12 protein-coding genes are annotated in these 20,874 nt (G+C 70.4%); 1 reads left to right on the forward strand and 11 read right to left on the reverse strand.

Annotation, left to right across the window (positions count from 1 at the left end):
• Positions 1 to 18: 18 nt before the first annotated feature.
• Positions 19 to 963: a helix-turn-helix domain-containing protein gene (locus tag ACIOKD_RS25465; RefSeq protein WP_402088222.1), complete on the forward strand. Its 945-nt coding sequence runs from the start codon at positions 19 to 21 to the stop codon at positions 961 to 963.
• Between the two features lie 37 nt (positions 964 to 1,000).
• Here ACIOKD_RS25465 and ACIOKD_RS25470 read toward each other — a convergent pair whose 3' ends face one another.
• The 11 genes from ACIOKD_RS25470 to ACIOKD_RS25520 all read right to left on the reverse strand — a co-directional run bounded on the left by ACIOKD_RS25470 (position 1,001) and on the right by ACIOKD_RS25520 (position 20,819).
• Positions 1,001 to 1,918: a lysophospholipid acyltransferase family protein gene (locus ACIOKD_RS25470; protein WP_402088224.1), complete on the reverse strand. Its 918-nt coding sequence runs from the start codon at positions 1,916 to 1,918 to the stop codon at positions 1,001 to 1,003.
• 48 nt (positions 1,919 to 1,966) lie between these two features.
• Complete coding sequence (locus ACIOKD_RS25475) at positions 1,967 to 2,647, reverse strand: methyltransferase family protein (RefSeq protein ID WP_402088226.1); 681 nt, start codon at positions 2,645 to 2,647, stop codon at positions 1,967 to 1,969.
• Positions 2,647 to 3,873 (reverse strand): Rieske 2Fe-2S domain-containing protein, encoded by a 1,227-nt coding sequence (locus ACIOKD_RS25480; protein ID WP_402088228.1) that lies wholly within the window; start codon positions 3,871 to 3,873, stop codon positions 2,647 to 2,649. The genes ACIOKD_RS25475 and ACIOKD_RS25480 overlap by 1 nt, the downstream gene beginning before the upstream one ends.
• 75 nt (positions 3,874 to 3,948) lie before the next feature.
• Positions 3,949 to 6,663 (reverse strand): PEP/pyruvate-binding domain-containing protein, encoded by a 2,715-nt coding sequence (locus tag ACIOKD_RS25485; RefSeq protein ID WP_402088232.1) that lies wholly within the window; start codon positions 6,661 to 6,663, stop codon positions 3,949 to 3,951.
• A 19-nt stretch (positions 6,664 to 6,682) separates the two neighbouring features.
• Positions 6,683 to 7,780: an SAM-dependent methyltransferase gene (locus ACIOKD_RS25490; RefSeq protein ID WP_402088234.1), complete on the reverse strand. Its 1,098-nt coding sequence runs from the start codon at positions 7,778 to 7,780 to the stop codon at positions 6,683 to 6,685.
• A 13-nt stretch (positions 7,781 to 7,793) separates the two neighbouring features.
• Positions 7,794 to 8,672 carry a thioesterase II family protein gene (locus ACIOKD_RS25495; RefSeq protein ID WP_402088237.1) on the reverse strand — a complete coding sequence of 293 codons (879 nt, stop codon included), beginning with the start codon at positions 8,670 to 8,672 and terminating at the stop codon, positions 7,794 to 7,796.
• Between the two features lie 20 nt (positions 8,673 to 8,692).
• Entirely contained in the window at positions 8,693 to 16,648 is a 7,956-nt protein-coding gene (locus ACIOKD_RS25500; protein ID WP_402088239.1) for an aminotransferase class I/II-fold pyridoxal phosphate-dependent enzyme, read from the reverse strand.
• A gap of 11 nt (positions 16,649 to 16,659) precedes the next feature.
• On the reverse strand, positions 16,660 to 18,369 hold the full coding sequence (locus ACIOKD_RS25505) for an amino acid adenylation domain-containing protein (RefSeq protein ID WP_402088242.1): 1,710 nt from the start codon (positions 18,367 to 18,369) through the stop codon (positions 16,660 to 16,662).
• Positions 18,370 to 18,376: 7 nt separating this feature from the next.
• Positions 18,377 to 20,257 (reverse strand): aminotransferase class I/II-fold pyridoxal phosphate-dependent enzyme, encoded by a 1,881-nt coding sequence (locus ACIOKD_RS25510; protein ID WP_402088244.1) that lies wholly within the window; start codon positions 20,255 to 20,257, stop codon positions 18,377 to 18,379.
• Positions 20,254 to 20,514: an acyl carrier protein gene (locus tag ACIOKD_RS25515; protein ID WP_398290875.1), complete on the reverse strand. Its 261-nt coding sequence runs from the start codon at positions 20,512 to 20,514 to the stop codon at positions 20,254 to 20,256. The genes ACIOKD_RS25510 and ACIOKD_RS25515 overlap by 4 nt, the downstream gene beginning before the upstream one ends.
• 50 nt (positions 20,515 to 20,564) lie before the next feature.
• Positions 20,565 to 20,819: an acyl carrier protein gene (locus ACIOKD_RS25520; protein ID WP_402088248.1), complete on the reverse strand. Its 255-nt coding sequence runs from the start codon at positions 20,817 to 20,819 to the stop codon at positions 20,565 to 20,567.
• Positions 20,820 to 20,874: the final 55 nt, after the last annotated feature.

A 20,874-nucleotide genomic window follows, 5' to 3' on the forward strand; every position in this document is an offset into this window, starting at 1 on the left:
CTGCGTACAATTACGGACATGAGCTCTGTCGCGGTGGTCGCCACCGAGGGAATGCTGCACTTCGAACTGGCGGTGGCCTGCGAGGTGTTCGGCAGCGCCCCGGCGGGAGTGGATGTCCCCTGGTACGACGTCGAGGTCTGCGGGTCCGCCGCCGTACGGGTCGGCCGGTTCCGGCTGGAGCCCGACCACGGGCTCGACCGGTTGCCGCACGCCGACACGGTCCTCGTCCCGGCCTGGGCCGACGTCGACGAGGACCCGCCCGGCGAACTGGTCGACGCGGTGCGCGCGGCCCACGAGGCGGGCGCACGGGTGGCTTCCCTGTGCACGGGCGCCTTCGTGCTGGCCGCCGCCGGACTGCTGGACGGCAGGCGTGCCACCACGCACTGGGCGCACACCGACGTGCTCGCGGCCCGCCACCCCCGCGTGCAGGTCGACCCGGACGTGCTCTACGTGGACAACGGCAGCGTGCTCACCTCCGCGGGCAAGGCCGCCGCGATGGACCTGTGCCTCCATCTCGTCCGCCTCGACCACGGTTCGGCGGTCGCCAACGCGGTGGCCCGCCGTCTGGTCGTGCCGCCACACCGGGCCGGCGGCCAGGCCCAGTTCGTCGCCACGCCCGTACCCGCCCGGGACGACCACCCGCTCGCCGCTCTGCTGCCCTGGGTGATCGAACGCCTCGACCAACCGCTGACCGTGGACGACCTGGCGCGCCGGGCAGGGATGAGTTCGCGCCACCTCGGCCGTCACTTCAGGGCGGCGACCGGCACCACCCCGCTGCAATGGCTGCTGTCCCAACGGATCCGCCGTGCCCAGGAGTTGCTGGAGACCACCGACAGCGGTGTCGGAGCCATCGCGGAGGCCACCGGCATGGGCACCGCCACGACGCTGCGCCGCCACTTCAACCACACGCTCGGCGTACCACCGGACACCTACCGCCGCACCTTCCGCTCACGGCCTGCCTGAACGCGGCCTGTCCGAGCACGGCCCGTCCGAGCACGGCTCAGCCGAACAGCGAGCGGCGCTCGCGGACCATCTCGGTGAGCATGTCCTGGACGGTGTCCCGGACCTCGTCGGAGATCTTGTGGACGAACATCGGGTCGTCCAGCGAGTCCTGCGCGTAGTGGTCGGTCGGCAGGGGCGTACCGAAACGGATCGTCCACTTCGTCGGCAGGGGAATCGCACCGAGCGGTCCGAGCAGCGGGAACGTGGGGGTGATCGGAAAGTACGGCAGCCCGAGGAGCCTGGCCAGGGGCCGGGCGTCGGCGACCATCGGGTAGATCTCCTCGGCGCCCACGACGGCGCACGGCACGATCGGTCTCCCCGTGCGCAGAGCCGCGGCCGCGAAGCCGCCCCGGCCGAAGCGCCTCAGCCGGTACCGCTCGGCGAAGGGCTTGCCGAGGCCTTTGTAGCCCTCCGGCATCACACCGACCAGTTCGCCGCGCTCCAGCAGTCGCAGCGCGTTGTCCATACGGGCCTGGGTGTGCCCGGCCCGGCGGGCCAGCGTGCGCAGCACGGGCAGATCGAACACCAGGTCCGCGGCGAGCAGACGCAGCGCGCGATGGGCGGGATGACGGTCGCGCAGGGCGACCTGCAGCATCAACGCGTCCAGCGGAAGCGTGCCGGAATGGTTGGCCACCACCAGGGCACCGCCCTCGCCCGGCACGTTCTCCAGTCCCTCCACCGTCACCCGGAAGTACTTCTCGTACAGGGGCCGGAAGGGGGCGAGGATCATCTCGTCGGTGAGCTCGGGGTCGAAGCCGAAGTCGTCGACGCTCTGCTCTTCGGTGAGACACCGGTCGAGGAGGTCGCGGCCCCGCGCGAGAGTCAGCAGACCCTGGGCGATCACTTCCGTGAACAACTCGGCCGGGCTCACCCGCTCCTGCGCGGTCCCGGACCGTTCGTCGCCCGCCTCTGCCATGCGTTTCTCCTCCTGTGCCGTTCGGTGTGTCTTTCGGCGTGTCGCAGGTCAGTAGACGAAGGGGACCAGCTTGGCCGTGTTCTTCGCGTACTCGTCGAACGCTGCCCCGTACCGCTCGGCCAGGTACTTGTCGAGCATGGGGATGTTCATGAACGAGAACATGCACGCCATGACCGCCGGGATGATCAGGGCCCAGGGGCTGCCCGTCACCAGGGCGAATCCGGTGAAGAGCACGACGTCACCGAAGTAGTTGATGTGCATGGAGTACTTGAAGAGGCCCTCGGTGTAGAGCTTGCCCTTGTGTTCCGGCGCTCGCTTCCACAGTTTGCGCTGGTACTCCGAGCCCGTGTTGAGGTACGAACCCACCAGGTAGAGCAGCACCCCCAGCCAGGTGACCACGCCCACGGAGGCGGAGTTGGTGCCGCCCAGGTACGCCATCGTGCCGTGGATGATGACGACCCAGACGCCCACGGTCGCGGCCTCGGACCACTCCATGCTTCTCTTCAGCATGACGAAGGTCGTGGCGACGAAGCGGAGCAGGTAGATCGCCGAGAGGGCGAACAGCAGCCCCCGGCGCAGCGGTTCGGCGTGGTCCAGGTCGGTCCCGAACCAGTCCGCCACCGTGTCCGTGCCACCGAAGAGAAACCACCCGGCGGCCACCACGGCCAGGGTGTTGCACGTGGTCACCAGGATCTTGGGGCCGGTCGAGGCGTCGTACCCGCCGTACATCAGGAACGGACCTTCGTCAGGCCGTCCTCATGGTCCGCCGATCCTGTTCGCTTCCGCCGGGGGTTGTGCGGGCTCTTGGCACCGTTGCCATTGACTTTGCCGTTGGCCGGGGGAGGTGTCTCGGCGGTCGGTGCCACAGGGATCTCCGGGGTTTCCGTGGGTGCTGCCTTCGCCTCGGGTTCCGCCCCCGCCCCTGCCCCCGCCTGCGCCTCCGCTTTGAGCCGGTCGCGCATCTGCAGGAATTTGGCGTTCATCTCGTCCACGGCGATGAACTTGTTCACGCCGCGCTCGCTGACCTTGGGCTCCTGCCGGAGCATGATGCCCACGTCCTGGGGGTCCTGGACGAGCTTCTCCATCAGGAGCGAAGCGCGCAACACCCAGGGCCTGAGTGGCTTGATGGGCACCATGGTCCGCAACTGCGGGTATTCGTAGAGGCGCATGATCGCCAGCGTGTTCTCGTCGTCGATGGGCGTGAGCCACGTCGTGATCTCCAGCAGGCCGGTCTTGACGTGCGTCAGGCCCGGCGCCTGGTAGATGAGGTCGAAGTGCGAACTGTTGGCGGGATTCGCCTCCTCGCACTGGTCGAAGGTGGAACGGATCGTGGTGCCGTCGACCTCGACCTCGTGATTGACGATCTTGTTCGCGGCGAGGTACCGCTCACGGCCGTCCGTCCACAGTTTGCGGGCGGTGCCGTACATGAAGGTGTAGTCGATGTTGTTCGTCCAGTGATCCCGGTGCACGAAGGTCACGTGGTAGAACTCAAGCAGGCTCTCGATGTACCGGGTGTAGTGGACCGGCCTGGTCCAGGAGATCGTCTCGTGCGGGCGCGGGTTGCCCGCCAGTTCGTGGGGCAGCTCGATCCGCGGGAGCTGTTCCCGCGCCTCGCCCCACCACAGCCACACCAGCCCGTGCTGCTCGCGCACCGGGTAGGTCTTCAGCTGGAGCGACTGGGGGATGCGGGCGTCGGCGCCGAGGGCGGGGACGACCTTGCAGGTGCCCTCGGCGTTGTAACGGAAGCCGTGGTACGGGCACTCGACCGTGTTGCCCTTGAGCCGCCCCTCGGCGATGTTGGCGCCCTTGTGCGGGCATCGCGCGCTCTGGCAGACGAGGGTGCCGCCGAGGTCGCGCCAGAGCACGAGCTCCTCGCCCATGCGTCGTACACCGGTGGGCTTGTCGCGTTCGATGTCACCGGTCTGGAGGATCGGATACCACTGATTGGGGATCATCTCGCTGCCTTCCTGGGGTGAACCGCTCCATGGGGGCGCGGCACGGTTCGCTGACGGGCGGGGTCGGAGGGCTGCTCAGCCTTCGACGACCTCCACGACACCCGTGTCGCCGTCGACGACGATCAGGTCGCCCGTGTTGATGCGCTGCGTGGCGTACTTGGTGTTGACCACGGACGGCACGTTGAACTCCCGCGACACGATCGAGCTGTGGGAGAGCATCGAACCGATGTCGGTGACCACCGCGCCGGCGATGGCGAAGAGCGGCGTCCAGGACGCGTCGGTGTAGCGGGTGACCAGGACCTCGCCGGGCTGGAACTCGTCCGCCTGCCAGACCAGGTCCTCCACGATCCGCGCGCGGCCCATGATCCGCCCGGGGCTGGAGCCCAGCCCTTCGAGCCGGGTCCCGTCGGCCACCGGTCGCACCGCCTGGGTGATGTCGTGCTCGCCGACGAACGTGAGCGGCGGCTCGGGCAGCCGGTTGTGGTACTCGTGCAGACGCCGCCGTTCGTCCAGCTCGGCCCGGGGAAACGCCGCACGTTCCGTGGCGGCACCGGCCAGATAGGCCCGTACGTCCTCGAACTCCAGGAAGGCGACCTCGTCCAGGGAGTGCAGGACCCCTTCCGCGACGAGCCGCCGGCCCACCTCGTACACGACGTTCCTGACCAGCCAGATCGAGGTGATCATCGACATGCGGGTGGTCTCGCGGAGCTCGCTGCACAGGCTGTACATCGAGATGACGGTCTCCAGGACCTTCCGCCTGTGCAGTGGCAGTTTCTCCAGCACATCCCGGCCGTCGCCCTCCGCGTGGGCACGGCTGCGTCCCATCAGGTCGTCCACGGAGATCCCGTCGGCGGCGTAACGGCGGATCATCTGGAAGATGTACGAGGGGTCGTCGATCCAGCGCGGATGGGTGAGCTCCATCTCCTGGCGTCCGCGGGTGCCGTTGGCACGCAGGAAGGGCTCCACCTGCGCGTCCCAGAACGCCCGGCCCTCGTCGTCGCCGCGCAGCCGTTCCTCAATCTCGTCGAGGGGAGCCTCATGGATGATCTTCAGTACGCGGGGCCTCGCCCTGGCGGCCTGGGCCACACCCCAGATCTCCTGCGCCGACGCGACGGTCCGCAGGCTCGACATGTCGGTCTTGACGCGGTTCTGCAGGTTGTCGCCGTCGGCACCGAGCCACTTGGCGCACAGCTCCGTGAGGACGCCGTAGAACCCGAACGCGTTGATGTAGTACGGCATGTAGCCGACGTGCGCGTCGTGGAAGTAGCCGAGGTAGCGGGTCAGTTCGGCGTCGAGTTCCCGGCGGCTCATCCGCGTCAGGTCGAGTTGCCGGGCGCGGTCGAACTCGTAGAGCCGCGAGCCGGCCATCTCCTCGGCACGCTGCTTCATGCTCAGCATCTCGGTGGCCGTGGCCTGCACCCAGTGCACCGTGGAGAGCAGATCCTCCACACCCCCGGGAAAGGTGCCGAAGGGATTCTTGTACGCGGCGAGGTCGACCTCCTCGCTGACGAAGCGCTTGGTGAAGTGGCGCTGGTCGCGGGTGGGCAGACACTGGCCGAGCAGATAGGCCGTGTAGGAGATGTTCAGATACACATGGCCCTGGAGGAAGCCCATCTGCAGACCCACGTCACCGGTGTCCCGCACCCCGAGCGCGGCGGCGCAGTCTCCGTGCACGTTCCGCTGGTAGTACTGCGCGAAGCTCAGACCGAGCGGCGACATCAGCCCGACGAAGATCTCGCCGATGTCCATCCGCGACCAGAGCGTGCCGTGCCGCACGGGGTCGCTCTGCCGCGCGAGATACGGGCTGCGCTCCCCGTCGGCCGTCGACCGGTCCGGCGGACGCGTGGTGACCGGCCTGGCCTGGAGGAGGTGGAGTTCTCCGTCGCGCATGGCCCACTCGATGTCCTGCTCCGTGCCGTAGTGCGAACGGACCTCGACCGCGAGCCGGGCGAGCACACCCAGCTGCTCCCGGGTCAGACAGGGCGCGCTGCGGTCGGCGGCGTCCACCTTCGTCATGCCGATCCGGCCGGGGGCGAGGGGCGCGCACTTGGTCACCTTGTACCGCACATGCTCCTCGATCACCTCCAGCGTGCGGTCGTCGACGACGAAGAAGTCACTGGACACCCGTCCGGAGACCAGGCCCTCGCCGAGCCCGCAACAGGCCTCCACCACGAGGCGGTTGGGCCGTGCGCCGACGGGGTCGACGGTGAACAGCACCCCGCTGACGTCCGCCTGGACCATCTCCTGCACGACCACGGCGATGGAACCCGCGGGACCCGTCCCCTCGCGGTAGGCGACCGCGCGGTCCGACCACAGGGAGGCCCAGCAGACCTTCACCGCGTCGAGCAGGTCCTGGTCGCCCGACACGTCCAGGACGGTGTCGTGCTGGCCCGCGAAGGACTGGGCGGCGGAGTCCTCCCGGCAGGCCGACGAACGGACCGCGACCCTCGGCCGGCCAAGGGCCTCGTAGGCGGCGAGGATCGCACGGGTGAGGGGCTCGGGTATCTCCCGGGCCGTGATCAGCTCACGGATGGCCCCGGGGTCCGCGTCGCGCGCCTCGGCGGCCCGGATCTCCGCGCCCAGGCCCGTCTCGCGCAGGAACAGGTCGAACATCCCGGTCGTGACGCAGAACGCGGGCGGGACGGGCAGTCCCGCCTCGGTCATCTCGCTGAGCCGGGCCGCCTTGCCACCCAGGGTCTCGCTGGTGATGCCGGTGGTATGACCGAGGACGACCACAAGTGAGGCGGGAGAGACGGCGGGGGCCGGAGTGCTTGCCGTGCGTGTGTCCATGATGAGGTCTCCTGGCCCGTCAGGCCTGAACGTGGGCGCCATGGGCGCCGTTGGTCGCGACGAACACGCGGAACGGCTGTGTGGGGACGATCCCGGCGGCCCGGACGTCCGTGAACCCCGCTTTCTCCAGCTGGGTGACCAACTCGTCCTCCCGGGGCAGCGGACCACCGAAGTCGGCGTACTCGAACCAGAGGTTGAGCACGTCGAGCCCGGCGTTGCCGCCGCCCTGACACGACGAGGTGAGGAGCAGCCGGCCGCCGGGCGCCAGGAAGGAGCGGGCCCGCTCCAGCACCTCGACCCGCTCGGCCTCGGGGAAGTAGTAGATGTTGTTGTGCAGGGTGACCAGATCGAACTGGGGCTGGAGTTCGAGGGTCCGCAGATCACCCTGGCGGGTCTCCACGCGCTCGGTGAGCCCCCATTCGGCCATGTTGGCGGCGGCCCGCAGGGCGACCTCCGGCTGGAGGTCGACCGCGAGGGCGGTCAGGCGGGGGTTGAGCCGTGCGGCGTGGCGGACGTACGCCCCCGTCCCGCAGCCGATCTCCAGCAGCCGGATCGGGGTGGCGCGCTCCAGATGCCGGTCGATGGCCTCCTGCACCATGCCCCGCAGCGCCAGGGACGAACGGGCGATGACCGTACCGTCCTGGTCGCCGAGGGAGAAGCGACGGCCCTCCTGGAGCATCCGGGGCGCGTCCAGGAGCGCGGGCACATGGAAGCGCATGATCTCTTCGAGGGCGGCGGCCACCGCGTCGTTCCCCGCCCGCGCCAGGACCTTGGCCAGGGTGCTGCGGAGGCGGTAACACCCCTCTCGCACGTCGAGTTCACCGAGGCGGACACCGGTGTCGAGCCAGACGCGCAGCCGTTCCCGGTCCTGGGGCACCTCCAGATACTCGACCAGGCTGTCCAGATCGCAGGGCCGCACGGCCAGGCACTGGAGCACACCCGAGCCCGAGGCGGACGCCAGGAAGGCCGCCCGGTACAGGGGTGTGACCACCACGGTGGAGAGCGCCAGCAACAGGGGGGTCCGCGGGTCCGTGACGACCTTCGCCACGGCCAGCGCATCCGTGATCGGTGTCTCCACCCGGTCCTTGACGGTCCTGGCCAGGCTCAGTAGATCCATGAGGATTCCCTCTTCACAGTGGGCAAACGAGGTGGCGGGCGAGTTCGGCACGGATCTCGCGCAGGAGGAACGGCCTGGACGGGCCGTTGAGGAAGAAGTGGTCACCTTCCACGTGGTGGCGCAGGAGCGACCCCCGGGTGTGGACGCGCCATGCCTCCATCTCGTGCGCGGGCGCGATCGGGTCACGGGTGGCGGAGAACGCGGTCATCGGGCAGCTCAGGGGGCGACGCGGGGCCCACCGGTAGGTCTCGCAGACGGTGAGGTCGGCGCGCAGCACCGGCAGCCGCCTTTCCAGGTACGAGCTGCCGATGGTGTCGTCGGCGGCCAGGCCTCCGAGGTCGCGTACCAACTGCCGCAGGTCCGCGTCGGAGAGCGTGTGGTCGCGGCGGTCGCCGTACAGGTGCGGTGCCTTGCTGCCCGACACGAACAGGTGCGCCGGCTCGGGCAGGCCGCGGTCCCGCAGCTCGCGGGCGACCTCGTAGGCGAGCAGCGCTCCCATGCTGTGCCCGAACAAGGCGTACCCGTCGGCGAGTCCGTGCTCGACCAACGCGTCCGTGAGATCCGCGACCAGAGCGCCCATGTCCGTGTACGGCACCTCCCGCGCGCGCAGTCCCCGGCCGGGCAGGAGCACGGGGACGACGTGCACACCGACGCCGAGGTGCGCCGCCCAGTTCCGGTAGACGGACGGCGTGCCGCCCGCGTACGGGAGGCAGACGAGACGCAGTGGGGCGGTGCGCGCCCCGGCACTCTTACCTGTACCTGTACCTGTACCTGTACCTGTACCTGTAGCTGTGTCCGTGTCCGTGCTCGGGCCGAAGCCGGGGAACCAGACGGCGGTCGGTGGTCGCGGAACCGAAGGACCCGTCGCCGACGGCCGCTCGATCGTGTGCACGTGGATCCTCTCGGTCGGGGTCAGCGGGTGACGAGTGCGCGGCCTTCCGGTGAGTCCAGCCAGGCCAGCGTCAGCTCGATGCCCTCCTCGAAGCCCACCTCGCTCTTGAACCCGAAGTCGTCGCGCGCCCGGTCGATGGCGTAGGACTGATCACGGTCGAAAAGATGGACGGCATGGCGGGTGAGCACCGGGCGGGACTTGATCCTCAGGGCGCCGTAGAGCCTCTCGGACACCGTGGCCACCCCCCGCGCCACCGGAGTCGGCAGACTGAACGCGGGAGGCTTCACGCCCAGACCGCGAGCCAGTGCCTCCACGTACTCCCGCCATGTCGTCGGATCGGGATCCCGCATGTTGTACGCCTTGCCGACCGCGGTGTCCGAGGCGCACGCCGCGATCATTCCGTCGACAAGGTTGCCCACATAGACGAGACCCGCCGGTACGGCACCCCCGCGGACGTAGACCATCTGCCGGCTCAGCAGCAGCGTCGCGATCTCGATCACGAAGTCCTTGCTGCGCGGCCCGTAGACCGACACCGGCCGTACGACGGTGACCGGCAGCCCGGTCCGCTCGGCCGCCTGCCGCACGGCTCGCTCTCCCAGCACCTTGCTGCGGTTGTAGGGCAGTCCGATGTCTCTGGGCTCCGCGCTCTCGTCGCAGGGGGTGACCGGATAGCCGTACACGTCGGTGGTGCTGAGGTGGAGGAGGCGCTCCACGGTCCCCGCGTGGTGGGCGGCCTCGACCAGGTTGCGGCTGCCGTCGACGTTGATCCGCCTGAACTCCTCCCACGGTCCCCAGTCGGCCGACAGGCCCGCACAGTTGTAGACGTGCCGGACGCCCGAGGTGGCGTGGCGCAGACTCTCCGGGTCGCTGAGGTCACCGGTCGTCACCTCCACGTCCAGGCCCGCGAAGGCGGCACGGTCGCTGCCCTCGCGCACCAGCACCCGCACGCGATGGCCGTGTTCGGTCAGCCGACGCGTCAGATGCCCGCCGATGAACCCGCTCGCGCCGGTGACCAGGACGTCCGCGACGGAGTCGCCCGAGGATCCGGAGCGGGGTGCGGGAACGGGATGGGCCGCGGGATCGGTAGCGGTCGGGCGGGAGGTCGCGGTCAAGTGCTCCGTGGGGCCGGGGGAGGGGGTCGCGTGGGTGTGTTCCGACATGGCTCGTCCCAGGAGGTCGAGGGAGTGTTCCAGATCTTCTTCGGTGTGGTCCGCGTTGACGAAGAAGCGCAGCCGGCACTCGTCGCGTGCGACGGCCGGATAACCGATCGGCATCACGTTCACCCCCCGCTCCAGAAGGGAGTTGGAGAGGGCCATCGTCTTCTCCCAGTCGCCGATGACGACCGGGATCACCGCCGAGGCACGGGACACACCGATGTCGAAGCCGCGCGCTCGGGCCGAGTCGCGGAAGTGCTCGGCGAGCCGCCGCACCCGGGCCACGCGCTGCGGCTCGTCCCTGACGACCCGGATCGCCTCCAGGGCGGCGGCCGTGTTCGCCGGCGAGATACCGGTGCTGAAGATGTGCAGCGGAGCGGTGAACCTGAGGTACTCGATGATCGGTTCACGGGCCGCGATGTAACCGCCGAGGCTGCCCAGTGCCTTGCTGAGCGTGCCCATCCACAGGTCGACGTCACGGCGGTCGACGCCGAAGTACTCGCCGATGCCCCGGCCCGTCCGCCCGAGGACACCGATCGAGTGGGCCTCGTCGATCATCAGCATCGCGCCGTGGTGCTTCTTCACGTCGATGAACCTGCGCAGATCGGGGAGATCACCGTCCTGGCTGTACGCGCCCTCGATGAGGACCAGGGCCCGCCGGTGCTGCGAGCGGAGGGTCCCCAGCATCGAGTCCAGCGCCCGCCAGTCGTTGTGCGGGAAGGGCCGGCGCCGGGCACCCGAGAGCATGCAGCCGCGCAGCGCGCTGTCGTGGATCCACTCGTCGTGCAGGACCAGGTCCTCGGGCCCGAAGAGGTGCCCGATGGTCGCCACGTTCGTCGCATGGCCCCCGGCGAAGACGATCGCGGCCTCCGTGCCGAGGAACGAGGCGATCTCGGCGTCCAGTTCGTGGTGCAGCGGGGTCTCGCCGAACAACAGGGGAGTCGCCGAACTGGAGGTGCCGTACCGGTCGATGGCCTCCTGCGCGGCCTTGCGTACCCGTGGGTGGTGCGACAGCGCGAGGTAGTTGAAGGACGAGAAGTTGATGACCGGGCGCCCGTCGATGGAGACACGGCCGCAGTTGTGGCCCTCGTGGATCCGGCCGTACGGGTTCGAGCCGCTCGCCGTCGTCTGGCGGAGGCGGCCCCGCAGTTCCGCGTACTCGGCCCACTCCTCGAACTCGCGCTCCTGCCGCACCGGAGGGCCGTCGACGGCAGCCGGGGGAGTGCCGTTCCCCTGGGCCGGGGGCCGGTCGCCGGAGTCCAGCAGGGCCACCAGCTCGCCGACGGTCGGGTCCTCGGGCACCGACTCGCGGTACCTGTCCAGATGCCCGGGGAACCGGCGGGCGAGGGCGCGTTCGAGTTCGGTGCGCATCAGCGAGTCGAAACCGAGGTCCGCGCCCAGCCGTGCGTCCAGGGGGATCTGCTCGGGCGGGAAGGCACAGGCCCGCGCCACCTGGTCGACCACCTCACTGCGGACCTCGCCTGCGTCGGAGGTCGGAGGGGCCGAAGCCGGTGGGGCTGAAGCCGGTGGGGCGGCAAGGGTGGCCGGGGCGACCGGGGCAGGGGTGACAAGGGCGGCCGGGGCGGACCGCGGCGGTCCGGGATGCGCGAGGCCGTCCTGCGCGGCGCCGCTCGTCGACGGCGACGGCGACGGCGTCATCGACGGCGGCGGCGGCGAGAACCAGTACGGCTGCCCTTCGAGGACCGCGTGCGGTACCGGGATCCGCGGCCGGCGCGAGCCCTCGTCCAGCGCGGCCCAGTCCACGGGCCCGCCCGCGCAGTGCAGACGGCCGAGCGACTGGAGAAGCGTCTGCCAGTCACCGTCCCCCGCGGGGCCGCCGCGTGCGCGGCGCAGGGAGGGCAGCCACAGCACCGACTCCTCGTCGTCCGGGGTGGTCATGGTGCGTGCCATGCCGAGCAGGGTCGGATGCGGGCCGATCTCCACGAAGGCATCGCAGCCGAGGCGGCGCAGCGTCGCGAAACCGTCGGCGAAACGCACCGGACCCAGCATGTGCCGCGCCCAGTCGTCGGCCCCGACAGGACCGGTGACCGGTTCGCCCGTGGCGTCGAAGACCCAGGGGATCTCCGGCCGCCGGAACGCGACACCGTCGGCCGCGGCGCGCAGCGGCTCAGCCGCACCCGCCATCAGCGGGGAGTGGAAGGCGTGCGACACCGTGAGAGGCCTGACGACGACCGACCGGCTCTCCAGCAGCGCTCGTACCCCGTCGATCTCCGTACGGGGCCCGGACAGCACCAGATGCCCGGGGGCGTTGACGGCGGCGACCGCGACGGAGTCCCCGGTGGCCGCCGCGGCGCGGATCGTCTCCGCGTCCCCGGCACAGGCGATCATCGCGCCCTCGCCGGGCTGTTCGGCCATGTGCCCGCCCCGCACCACGGCCAGCGTCAGGGCGTCCTCAAGCGACATCACCCCGGCGACACAGGCGGCGCCGTACGCCCCGATGCTGTGCCCGAGCAGGGCGGTGGGCCGCACACCCAGCGAGATCCACAGCTCGGCGAGCGCGACCTCCAGTGCCACCAGCGCGGGCTGGCAGTACCGGGTGTTCGCCAGCCGGTCGGCGCTCCCCTCCCCGAACAGCAGTTCCGTCAGCGGGACGCCGAGGTGCGGTCGCAGGACGCCGTCGGCGCGTTCCAGGGTGCGGGCGAACCCGCTGTGTGTGTCGTACAGGCCCTTGCCCATGCCCGTGTACTGCGTGCCCTGGCCGCTGAAGAGGAACGCGACCTTCGGCGCGGGTCCCGGGCGGGTCCGGCCGCGCACCACGGCGGTCGACGGTCCGCCGCGGGCCAGGGCGTCGAGCGCGGTGTCGAACGTCTCCTGGGAACCACCGGTGACGACCGCCCGGAAGGCGAGCCGGGCCCGCCCGGTGTTGGCCGTGTGGCAGAGTTCCGCGAGTTCCGCGTCGGGGTGGGCGGCCAGGTGCGTACGCCAGCGCTGGGCCAGCGTGGTGAGAGCGGTCGGTGTGTGCGCCGACAGGCACAGGGCGTGGGTGGGCCGCTTCGGAGCCACCGCCTCGACCGGGTCCGGCTCGGGGGCCGATTCGAGCACCACGTGTGCGTTCGCCCCGCCGAACCCGAACGAACTGACACCTGCCCGTACGCTGCCGGTGTCCGGCAGGCCGGTGAGCCGGGTCGGCACGTCGAGTCCGGCGCCGTCCCAGGCGAGGTGGCGGTTCGGGGTGCGCAGGTGGAGCGTCGGCGGGACCTGGCGGTGCCGTACGACGAGGGCCGCCTTGATGAGCCCGGCGATGCCCGCGGCCGACTCCAGGTGGCCGATGTTGGTCTTCACCGACCCCACCAGGCAGCGGTTGCCCTCGGGCCTGCCCTGGCCGTAGGCGGCTGCGAGGCCTTCCCACTCGACGGGGTCGCCGAGCGAGGTGCCGGTGCCGTGCGCCTCGACGTAGTCGACGTCCGCACCGCTCAGACCCGCCTGGACCAGGGCCCGTTCGATCACGGACCGCTGGGCGGAACCCTTCGGCGCCGTCAGGCCGTTGCTCCGGCCACCGTGGGCGGTGGCCGACCCGCGGATCACGGCGTGGACCGGGTCGCCGTCGGCGAGGGCCGCGGAGAGGGGTTTGAGCAGGACCAGGCCCACGCCCTCACCGCGTACGTAGCCGTTCGCCGAGTCGTCGAACGTCCGGCACCGTCCGTCGGGGGAGAGCATATTGCCCTGGGCGAACGCCACCGAGAGGCCCGGCGAGATCAGCAGGTTGACCCCGCCGGCCAGGGCGGTGTCGCACTCCCCGCGCCGTATGCTCTCGCAGGCGAGGTGCACCGCCAGCAACGACGACGAGCACGCGGTGTCCACCGCGAGGCTCGGCCCGCGCAGATCGAGTGTGTACGAGAGCCTGTTCGCCGCGATGGAGTGCGCGTTGCCGGTCGCCGCGTGGACGTCGATCGTCTCCAGCCGGCTCATCTGCAGCTCGGAGTAGTCATGGCTGCTGATCCCGACGAATACGCCGGTCGCGCTGCCCGACAGCCCGGTCGGGTCGAGGCCCGCGTCCTCCACGGTCTGCCAGGCGGTCTCCAGGAGCAGCCGCTGCTGGGGGTCCATCCGCGCCGCCTCTCTGGCAGACAGGCCGAAGAAGCGGGCGTCGAACTCGTCCACGCGATCGATGAAGCCGCCGAACGCCGGCGCGTCCACCTGCTCGGTGGCCCAACGGCCGCCCGGGACCCCGGTGATCGCGTCGCGTCCGTCCACCAGGAGCCGCCAGTAGCTGTCCGGGTCCGGGGCGCCCGGGAAACGGCACCCCATACCGATGACGGCGATGGGCTCGTGCCCGGTGTCCTCCTGCCGTGACGGTTGCCGCGACGGCTGAGGCTGCCGTGGCGGGGTCGCCACCGTCGAGACCGCCGTGCCCGCCGGGCGTCCGGCGGCACCGACGTGCGCCGCGACGGCCCGGATGGTCGGGTGCTCGAACGCGCTGCCCGTGCTCATCTCGCGCCCTGTCCGCGCGCCGAGTTCCGCGAGGATCGCCACGGCCTGCTTCGAGTCCAGGCCCAACGAGGCCAGCGGCCTGGTGACATCGACCGAGGCGGCGGACAGGCCGAGGCGGGTCGCCACCTCCTCGACCAGCCATGCCTCGACGGCGTCCGGGTCCCACGGACCGGCCGCCTGATCTTTGGAGAGCGGTTCCTCACTTGCTTCCGTACCTGGTTTCTCACCGAGAAGCAGGCTGATCAGGGTGTCGACCCTCGGACGTGCCAGCAGCGCGCCCACGGGGATCCTGGTGCCGAGCCGCTCCTCCAGGACGCGTACGGCGGTGAGGAGCGCCGGGTAGTCCAGGTCGAGTTCGGCGAACGTCCAGCCGGTCACGTCCGGCGCGTCGGCAGTCGCCGGGACACCTGTCAGAACCTCGGTGACCGCGTCGGTCACCCGCTGCCGGCGCGCGCCGCCGGACAGGCCGGCGAGGTCCCCGGCGGGCAGGGGTGTCACAAGGTCCCTGGTGACGCCGGCCGCCACCACGGTGAGCCCGAGTCCGAGGAAGTCCCGCTTGCACGCCTGTCGTTGGATCTTTCCGCTGGTCGTCTTGTGGACCGTCGACCTCTTCAGGAGGACGACGGCGTGGGGTGCCACGTCGTGCTCCTCGGCGATCGCCGTGCGCAGCTTCGCCAGGAGCGCGGGCGCCCCGTCGAGACGCCTGCTCTCCACCTCGTGCACGACGACGAGTTCCTCGGCGCCGTCGATCTCGATGGAGAAGGCGGCGCCCGACCCCGCCCGGACCGCTTCGTCGGCCCGCTCCATGGTGCGTTCGACGTCCTGCGGGTAGTGGTTGCGGCCCTGCACGATGACGACGTCCTTGATACGGCCGACGACGTGGAGGTGGCCACCCTTCAGGAAGCCGAGATCGCCGGTGCGCAGGAAGGCTGTCGGCCCTTCGCCCTCGATACGGGCCCGGAAGGTGACCTCGCTGGTCTCGGGGCGGCCCCAGTAGCCGTGTGCCACGCTCCCGCCCGCGATCCAGATCTCGCCGACGTGCCCCTCGGAGTCGATCCGCCGTCGGGTGCCGGGGTCGACGATCGCGACGTCCACTCCTTCGACGGCGGGGCCGCATCCGACCAGCCGCACCGCCCGCTCACCACGCGACTCGGGCACCTCGGGCACCTCGGTCACGGCTGTGTCGGGTACGGACTCGGCGACCCCCGAACTGAGCGCGGCGGACGCGAACGCGCCGACCGGCGGCGGTTCGTGCGCGCCGACCCCCGTCACCATCAGCGTGGCCTCGGCGAGGCCGTAGCAGGGCAGCAGGGCGCGGCGTTCGAAGCCGCAGGGCGCGAACCGTTCGGTGAACAGGTCGAGGGTGTCGGCGCGTACCGGCTCGGCGCCGTTCAGCGCCAGCCTCCAGTGGCTCAGGTCCAGACCGTCCCGCTGCTCGTCCGTGATCCGGCGTACGCAGTGCTCGAAGCCGAAGTTGGGGGCCACGCTGGTGGACGCCCTGGTCCGCGACAGCGTCCGCAGCCACAGCAGCGGCTGCCGTACGAAGGACATCGCGGACATGAGGTGAGCGGGAAAGCCGCCGTACAGGGGCGTGAGGATGCCGCCGATGAGACCCATGTCGTGGTACGGGGGCAGCCAGGACACCATGCCCGACCCGGCGTCGTGCTCCAGCCTGCGGTGGATCGAACGGAGGTTGTGCAGCAGGTTGCCGTTGCTGACCATGACGCCCTTGGGGGACGAGGTCGAACCGGACGTGTACTGGAGGAAGGCCGTCGCATCGCTGCCGACGGAGGGCTCATGCCAGTCGCCGGCTCCGGCGGTGCCCAGCTCCGACAGCGTCAGCCAGCGCAGACCGGCGAGTCCGAGGGAGTCCATCTCGCGTCGTTTCGTGGCCGCGAAGCGCGACAGGGCTTCGGTCGTGAGGGCGTGCGTCGCCCCGGAGTCCCGGGCGATGGCCGCGAGACGGGGCATGGTCTGGCCGAAGCGCCGGGTGTCCGGCGGGTAGGCCGGTACGGCGATGGCTCCGGCGTACAGGCAGCCGAGGAAGCCGGCGACGTAGTCGAGCCCCGGAGGATGGAGCAGCAGGACCGGCTTGCCGGTGAGGCCTTCGCGCTGGAGGAGCGCGGCCACTGCCCGGGTGCGGAGGTCCAGCTCCCGGTAGTTCCATGACTCGCCCTGTTCCGCCCCTTCCGCCTCTCCTGCTTCTCCCGCGCTGCCGTCGCCGGCGCGGCCCGCATCGGTTCCGTCGAGGAAACGGTAGGCGAGCGCGTCCGGGCGGTGGTCGAGATGGCGGCGCAGCAGCCCGGCGACGGTCTTCGGCTCTTTCCCCTGCCAGGGTTGCCAGGGGGTCTCGTGGGGATCCTGGTTCATGAGCGTCTCCGTCATTTGCCGGGCACGGCCTGCGAGTGCCGGACAGGACCGGCCGTCCCGCTGCCCAGGCGGTGGTAGTCGGTCTTGCCGTTGGCGTTGTGGGGCAGTTCGTCGAGGCAGACGGCCAGCTGGGGCAGCATGTAGCGGGGCAGGTGCTGTGCGCAGTGCCGCTTGATCTCGATGAGGTTCGGTCTGCGGACGCCCGGACCGAGGGTGTAGTAGAGGGCGATCCGCGGCTCCGTGCCCTGCTTGTCGAGCACGACGGCGGCGGACGTGATGCCCGGCCGCTTGAGCACCGTGGCCTCTATCTCACCCAACTCCACGCGGTAGCCGTGGAGTTTGACCATCCGGTCACGGCGTCCGCGGTAGACGAGGCTGTCTCCCTCGTAGCTCACCAGGTCGCCGGTGGCGTGGCGGCCCCGCCCATGGCCGACCGCGGTGTGTCCGGAGGCGGCGTCCGCGGAGGCGGCGTCTGCGGAGGCGGCGTCCTGGGCGTCGGGCGCACGCGACCCCCGTCGCCAGTAGCCGGGAGTGACGCAGTCACCCTCGACGATCAGTTCGCCGTACGCCTCGGGCCCGTGCAGCGTGTGTCCGTCCTCGTCCACGACGGACGCGCGGGCGCCGGGCACCGGTGTGCCGATCGGTACGGGCTCGTCCCGGGCGAGGTCCTCCGCACGGACCCGGTGATAGGTGCAGACGTTGGTCTCGGTCGGCCCGTACAGGTTGTAGAGCGCCGTCTGCTCGGGCAGCAGGGTCGCCAGTGCACGCAACTGCCCGATCGGGTAGACCTCACCCGCGAAGAGGACGTACCGCAGGGTGCGTACCGTGTCCGGGGTGAGCGCTCCCGAGCGGGTCAGGAGGTTCAGCACGGAGGGCACGGAGTACCACACCGTGACGCCGTGCTCGCGTATTCCCCTGGCCAGCGACGCGACGTCGCGTGACTGGTCGTCGGCGACGATCCAGACGCCGGCGCCCACCGACAGCGCGGTGAAGAGGTCGAAGGTGGACAGGTCGAAGTTGAAGGAGGCGTGGTTGGCGAAGACGTCGTCCGGCCCCACGGTCAGTTCGGTACGCGCCCAGCGGATGAAGTTCGCCAGGTTCCGGTAGGAGATCCGCACCCCTTTCGGCGTGCCGGTCGAGCCGGAGGTGTAGAGGATGGCGGCGAGGTCGTCGCGATCCGGCGTGGGCGGGATCTCGGCGTAGGCGGCCTTCCCTCCTGGCGTCGCGGCGAAGTCGGCCCACGACCGGACAGGTGCCGTCGGCCTCGACGTGGTCCCCTTCGATTCCGGGCCGGTGCCGTCGGCCGGCACGATCGCCCGCACGGAGGCGGGCAGTGCGCAGCCCGCGAGCAGTTCCAGGTGCCGGTGGTCGGTGAAGAGGACCACCGGCTCGCAGTCCCTGAGGATGTGCTCCACCCGCGCCGGCGGCTGGCCCCCGTCGAGGGGGACATAGGCGCAGCCGGCCTGCAGGGTCGCGAGGATCGCCTCGGCGTAGCGCGGCGTCTTGTCCATCCAGACAGCCACCCGGTCACCGATCGTCGCGCCGAGCCCGACCAGGCCGGACGCGACGGCGGCGACGTCCGCCCCCAACTGGCCGTATGTGATGGTCCGTTCGCCGACGAAGGCGGGCCGGACCGCCTGCTCGGGGGACAGCGACCGCGGCAACCGGATCAGCGAGGTGTCGCAGTCGTGCCGCATCCGCGTCAGGGCTGTTTCCGTCATCGTCGCCTCACCCCGCCGACGGCAGGACACCGACCTCGCGGCCGGCCTCGACGAAGATGCCCGCGGCGGTCTCCAGGTCCTCGGGGGTGTGCTCCGAGGTGACACTGACCCGTAGGCGCGCGTCACCGAGCGGCACGCCGGGGAACACCACCGTCTGGCAGTAGAGCCCTCTCGCGCGGACCGCGCGGCCCATCTCCATCGCCTTGCGCTCGTCGCCGATGACCAGGGGAAGGATCGCGCTGCGGGTGTTCTCCAGATCGAAGCCGGCGTCCGCCAACTGGCTCCGCAGCAGCCGGATGTTGCGCCACAGCTTCGTGATGCGCTCGGGTTCCGACTCGATGACGTCGATGGACGCGATCAGCCCGGCGGCGACACCCGCGGGAATGTTCGCGGCGAAGACGTACGAGTTCGAGTAGAAGCGGAGGTACTCGACGACCTCCTCGTCGCCGACGACGAACCCGCCCATGCCCGCGAGTGTCTTGCTCATCGTGCCGAGTTCGAGGTCGACCTCGCCCTTCAGTCCGAAGTGCTCGGCCGTCCCCGAGCCGCGCCGGCCGAGTACACCGGTGGAGTGTGCGTCGTCGATCATGACCCTGGCGCCGTGCTCCTTGGCCAGGCGGACGATCTCGGGCAGGTCGCAGATGTCGCCGTGCATGCTGAACACACCGTCGGCCACGACGAGTTTGCCGCCGGGTCCCTCGTCGCAGCGCTTCAGGATGCGCACCAGGTCGGCCATGTCGTTGTGCTGGTAGATCCTGCGGGTGGCGCCGGAGAGCCGGGCGCCGTCGACGATGCTCATATGGTTGAGCTTGTCGACGACGACGGTGTCGTAGCTCTTGACCAGCGCGGAGATCGCGCCGATGTTCGCCGCGTAGCCACCGGGATAGACGATGCAGGCCGGCCGCTGCTTGAAGGCCGCGAGGCGCCGCTCCAGTTCCTTGTGGAGCATGTTGGTCCCGCCGATGAACCGGGAGCCGGTGTGTGTGGCCCCGTACCGGCGGGTGGCCTCGCAGACCGCCTCGATCACCTTGGGGTGGTTGGCCAGGCCCAGGTAGTTGTTCGACGCGAACATCAGGAACTCGCGTTCGTGGCCCTCCAGTTCGTCGAAGATGACGGCCCGGTTCGAGCAGCGGGAGTGCAGCGGCATGCCGTACCAGTAGAGCCGCTCGGCCTCGCGCCGCCGCAGATACCTGCCGAAACTGCGGGTCTTGGCGAACAGGTCGCTGTCGCGTTCCTCCACGAAGTCCTTCATGGAGCGGCCGTCCCAGGCCGAGCCCAGGTCGTCCGCGGCGCGCCCGTCCGGGATCCGCGCCGCACCCCGATCGGGGTCGGTGAGCGCCCGGTCCACCCGGTGCGCGTCCTCGTGATAGGGACGCAGGGCCTCCACCAGCTCGTCCAGGGACGTCGCGGTGACGGTGCCCGCCAGGCCGGGGGGAAGTCCCAGCTCACGTGCGGCGTCGGCCACGATCGAGGCCAGGACCACCGAATCGATGCCTAGCTCGCTCTCGAAGTCGGCGCCGGGTGCCAACTGACCGCGCTGGTACTGGGTGTGCCGCATGGTGGTGGTGACGACGGTCTCCAGGAGCGAGCCACCCGGTGCGGTCTCCGCCGGTCGGTGAACGTCGGCGGTGGCGGCCTGGCAGGCCTGCTCGACCGCGCGGACGAGGTCGCCGACCGTTGCGAGGCCGGACGGCAGCGGTGCCACCAGCGAGAACTGTTCCTTCACCGAGGCCAGGATCGATTCGAAGATGACCGAGTCGATACCGAGTTCTGCCTCGAAGTGGCTGTCGGGCAGAAGGTAGGACTCGTCGTAGAGCGTCCGCGAGGCGATGATGTCGACGACCTCACGCCGGACGCTGTCCCGCCTGTCCCCAGTGACGTTCGTCATCGGACGGTTTCTCCCTCTCGCCGCAGCCGCTCGACCAGCGCTGCCATCGTGTCGACCGTCCGGAAGTTCGCCGGGGAGATCTCCTGCAGCGGGACGGTGATACGGAAGTCGTCCTGCATGTAGTGCACGAGGTCGAAGATTCCGGCCGAGTCGATGATGTTCAGCTCGGCGATGGGGACCTGCGCGTCGAGGCCCTCGGCGTCACCGTCGAGCCACACACCGGCGATGTAGTTGATGATTGACTGCTGGGTGCTCATGGTCGTCCTCGGCTCGTTTTCCGGCGGACTCTGGCCCTGCTGCGGCCCGGCTAGGGCCCGGTGGGGACCTCGGCGGACGCGAGGCGCTCGATCAGGTCGGCGACCTGGGTGATCGTGTCCCCGGGAGACGCGGCGTCGTCACCGACGTGCACACCGAAGTCGGACTGGACGACGAGGAGCAGCTCGACGAGGAACAGGGAGTCCATGTCGAGGTCCTCGAACGTGGTGTCAGGGCCGATCTCCGCGCGGTCCACCTCGAAACGGTCGACCAGCAGATCGACCAGCCTGCCGTACATCACGCTCATGCGTTCATCACGCCCATGCCGTGTGCTCCTTCCGTCGTGCTCGTGCTCGTTCCGG

Origin of the sequence: Streptomyces sp. NPDC087844 (assembly GCF_044742785.1) — a bacterium.
In the GTDB taxonomy this organism is placed as follows: Bacteria; Actinomycetota; Actinomycetes; order Streptomycetales; family Streptomycetaceae; genus Streptomyces.

What these genes read in the sequence shown, in the direction of transcription:
- ACIOKD_RS25515 (WP_398290875.1), bottom strand. Translation starts at nt 20,514, where the DNA reads ATGAGCACCCAGCAGTCAATCATCAACTACATCGCCGGTGTGTGGCTC.
- ACIOKD_RS25465 (WP_402088222.1), top strand. Translation starts at nt 19, where the DNA reads ATGAGCTCTGTCGCGGTGGTCGCCACCGAGGGAATGCTGCACTTCGAA.
- ACIOKD_RS25510 (WP_402088244.1), bottom strand. Translation starts at nt 20,257, where the DNA reads ATGACGAACGTCACTGGGGACAGGCGGGACAGCGTCCGGCGTGAGGTC.
- ACIOKD_RS25500 (WP_402088239.1), bottom strand. Translation starts at nt 16,648, where the DNA reads ATGAACCAGGATCCCCACGAGACCCCCTGGCAACCCTGGCAGGGGAAA.
- ACIOKD_RS25485 (WP_402088232.1), bottom strand. Translation starts at nt 6,663, where the DNA reads ATGGACACACGCACGGCAAGCACTCCGGCCCCCGCCGTCTCTCCCGCC.
- ACIOKD_RS25470 (WP_402088224.1), bottom strand. Translation starts at nt 1,918, where the DNA reads ATGGCAGAGGCGGGCGACGAACGGTCCGGGACCGCGCAGGAGCGGGTG.
- ACIOKD_RS25520 (WP_402088248.1), bottom strand. Translation starts at nt 20,819, where the DNA reads ATGAGCGTGATGTACGGCAGGCTGGTCGATCTGCTGGTCGACCGTTTC.
- ACIOKD_RS25490 (WP_402088234.1), bottom strand. Translation starts at nt 7,780, where the DNA reads ATGGATCTACTGAGCCTGGCCAGGACCGTCAAGGACCGGGTGGAGACA.
- ACIOKD_RS25480 (WP_402088228.1), bottom strand. Translation starts at nt 3,873, where the DNA reads ATGATCCCCAATCAGTGGTATCCGATCCTCCAGACCGGTGACATCGAA.
- ACIOKD_RS25505 (WP_402088242.1), bottom strand. Translation starts at nt 18,369, where the DNA reads ATGACGGAAACAGCCCTGACGCGGATGCGGCACGACTGCGACACCTCG.
- ACIOKD_RS25475 (WP_402088226.1), bottom strand. Translation starts at nt 2,647, where the DNA reads ATGTACGGCGGGTACGACGCCTCGACCGGCCCCAAGATCCTGGTGACC.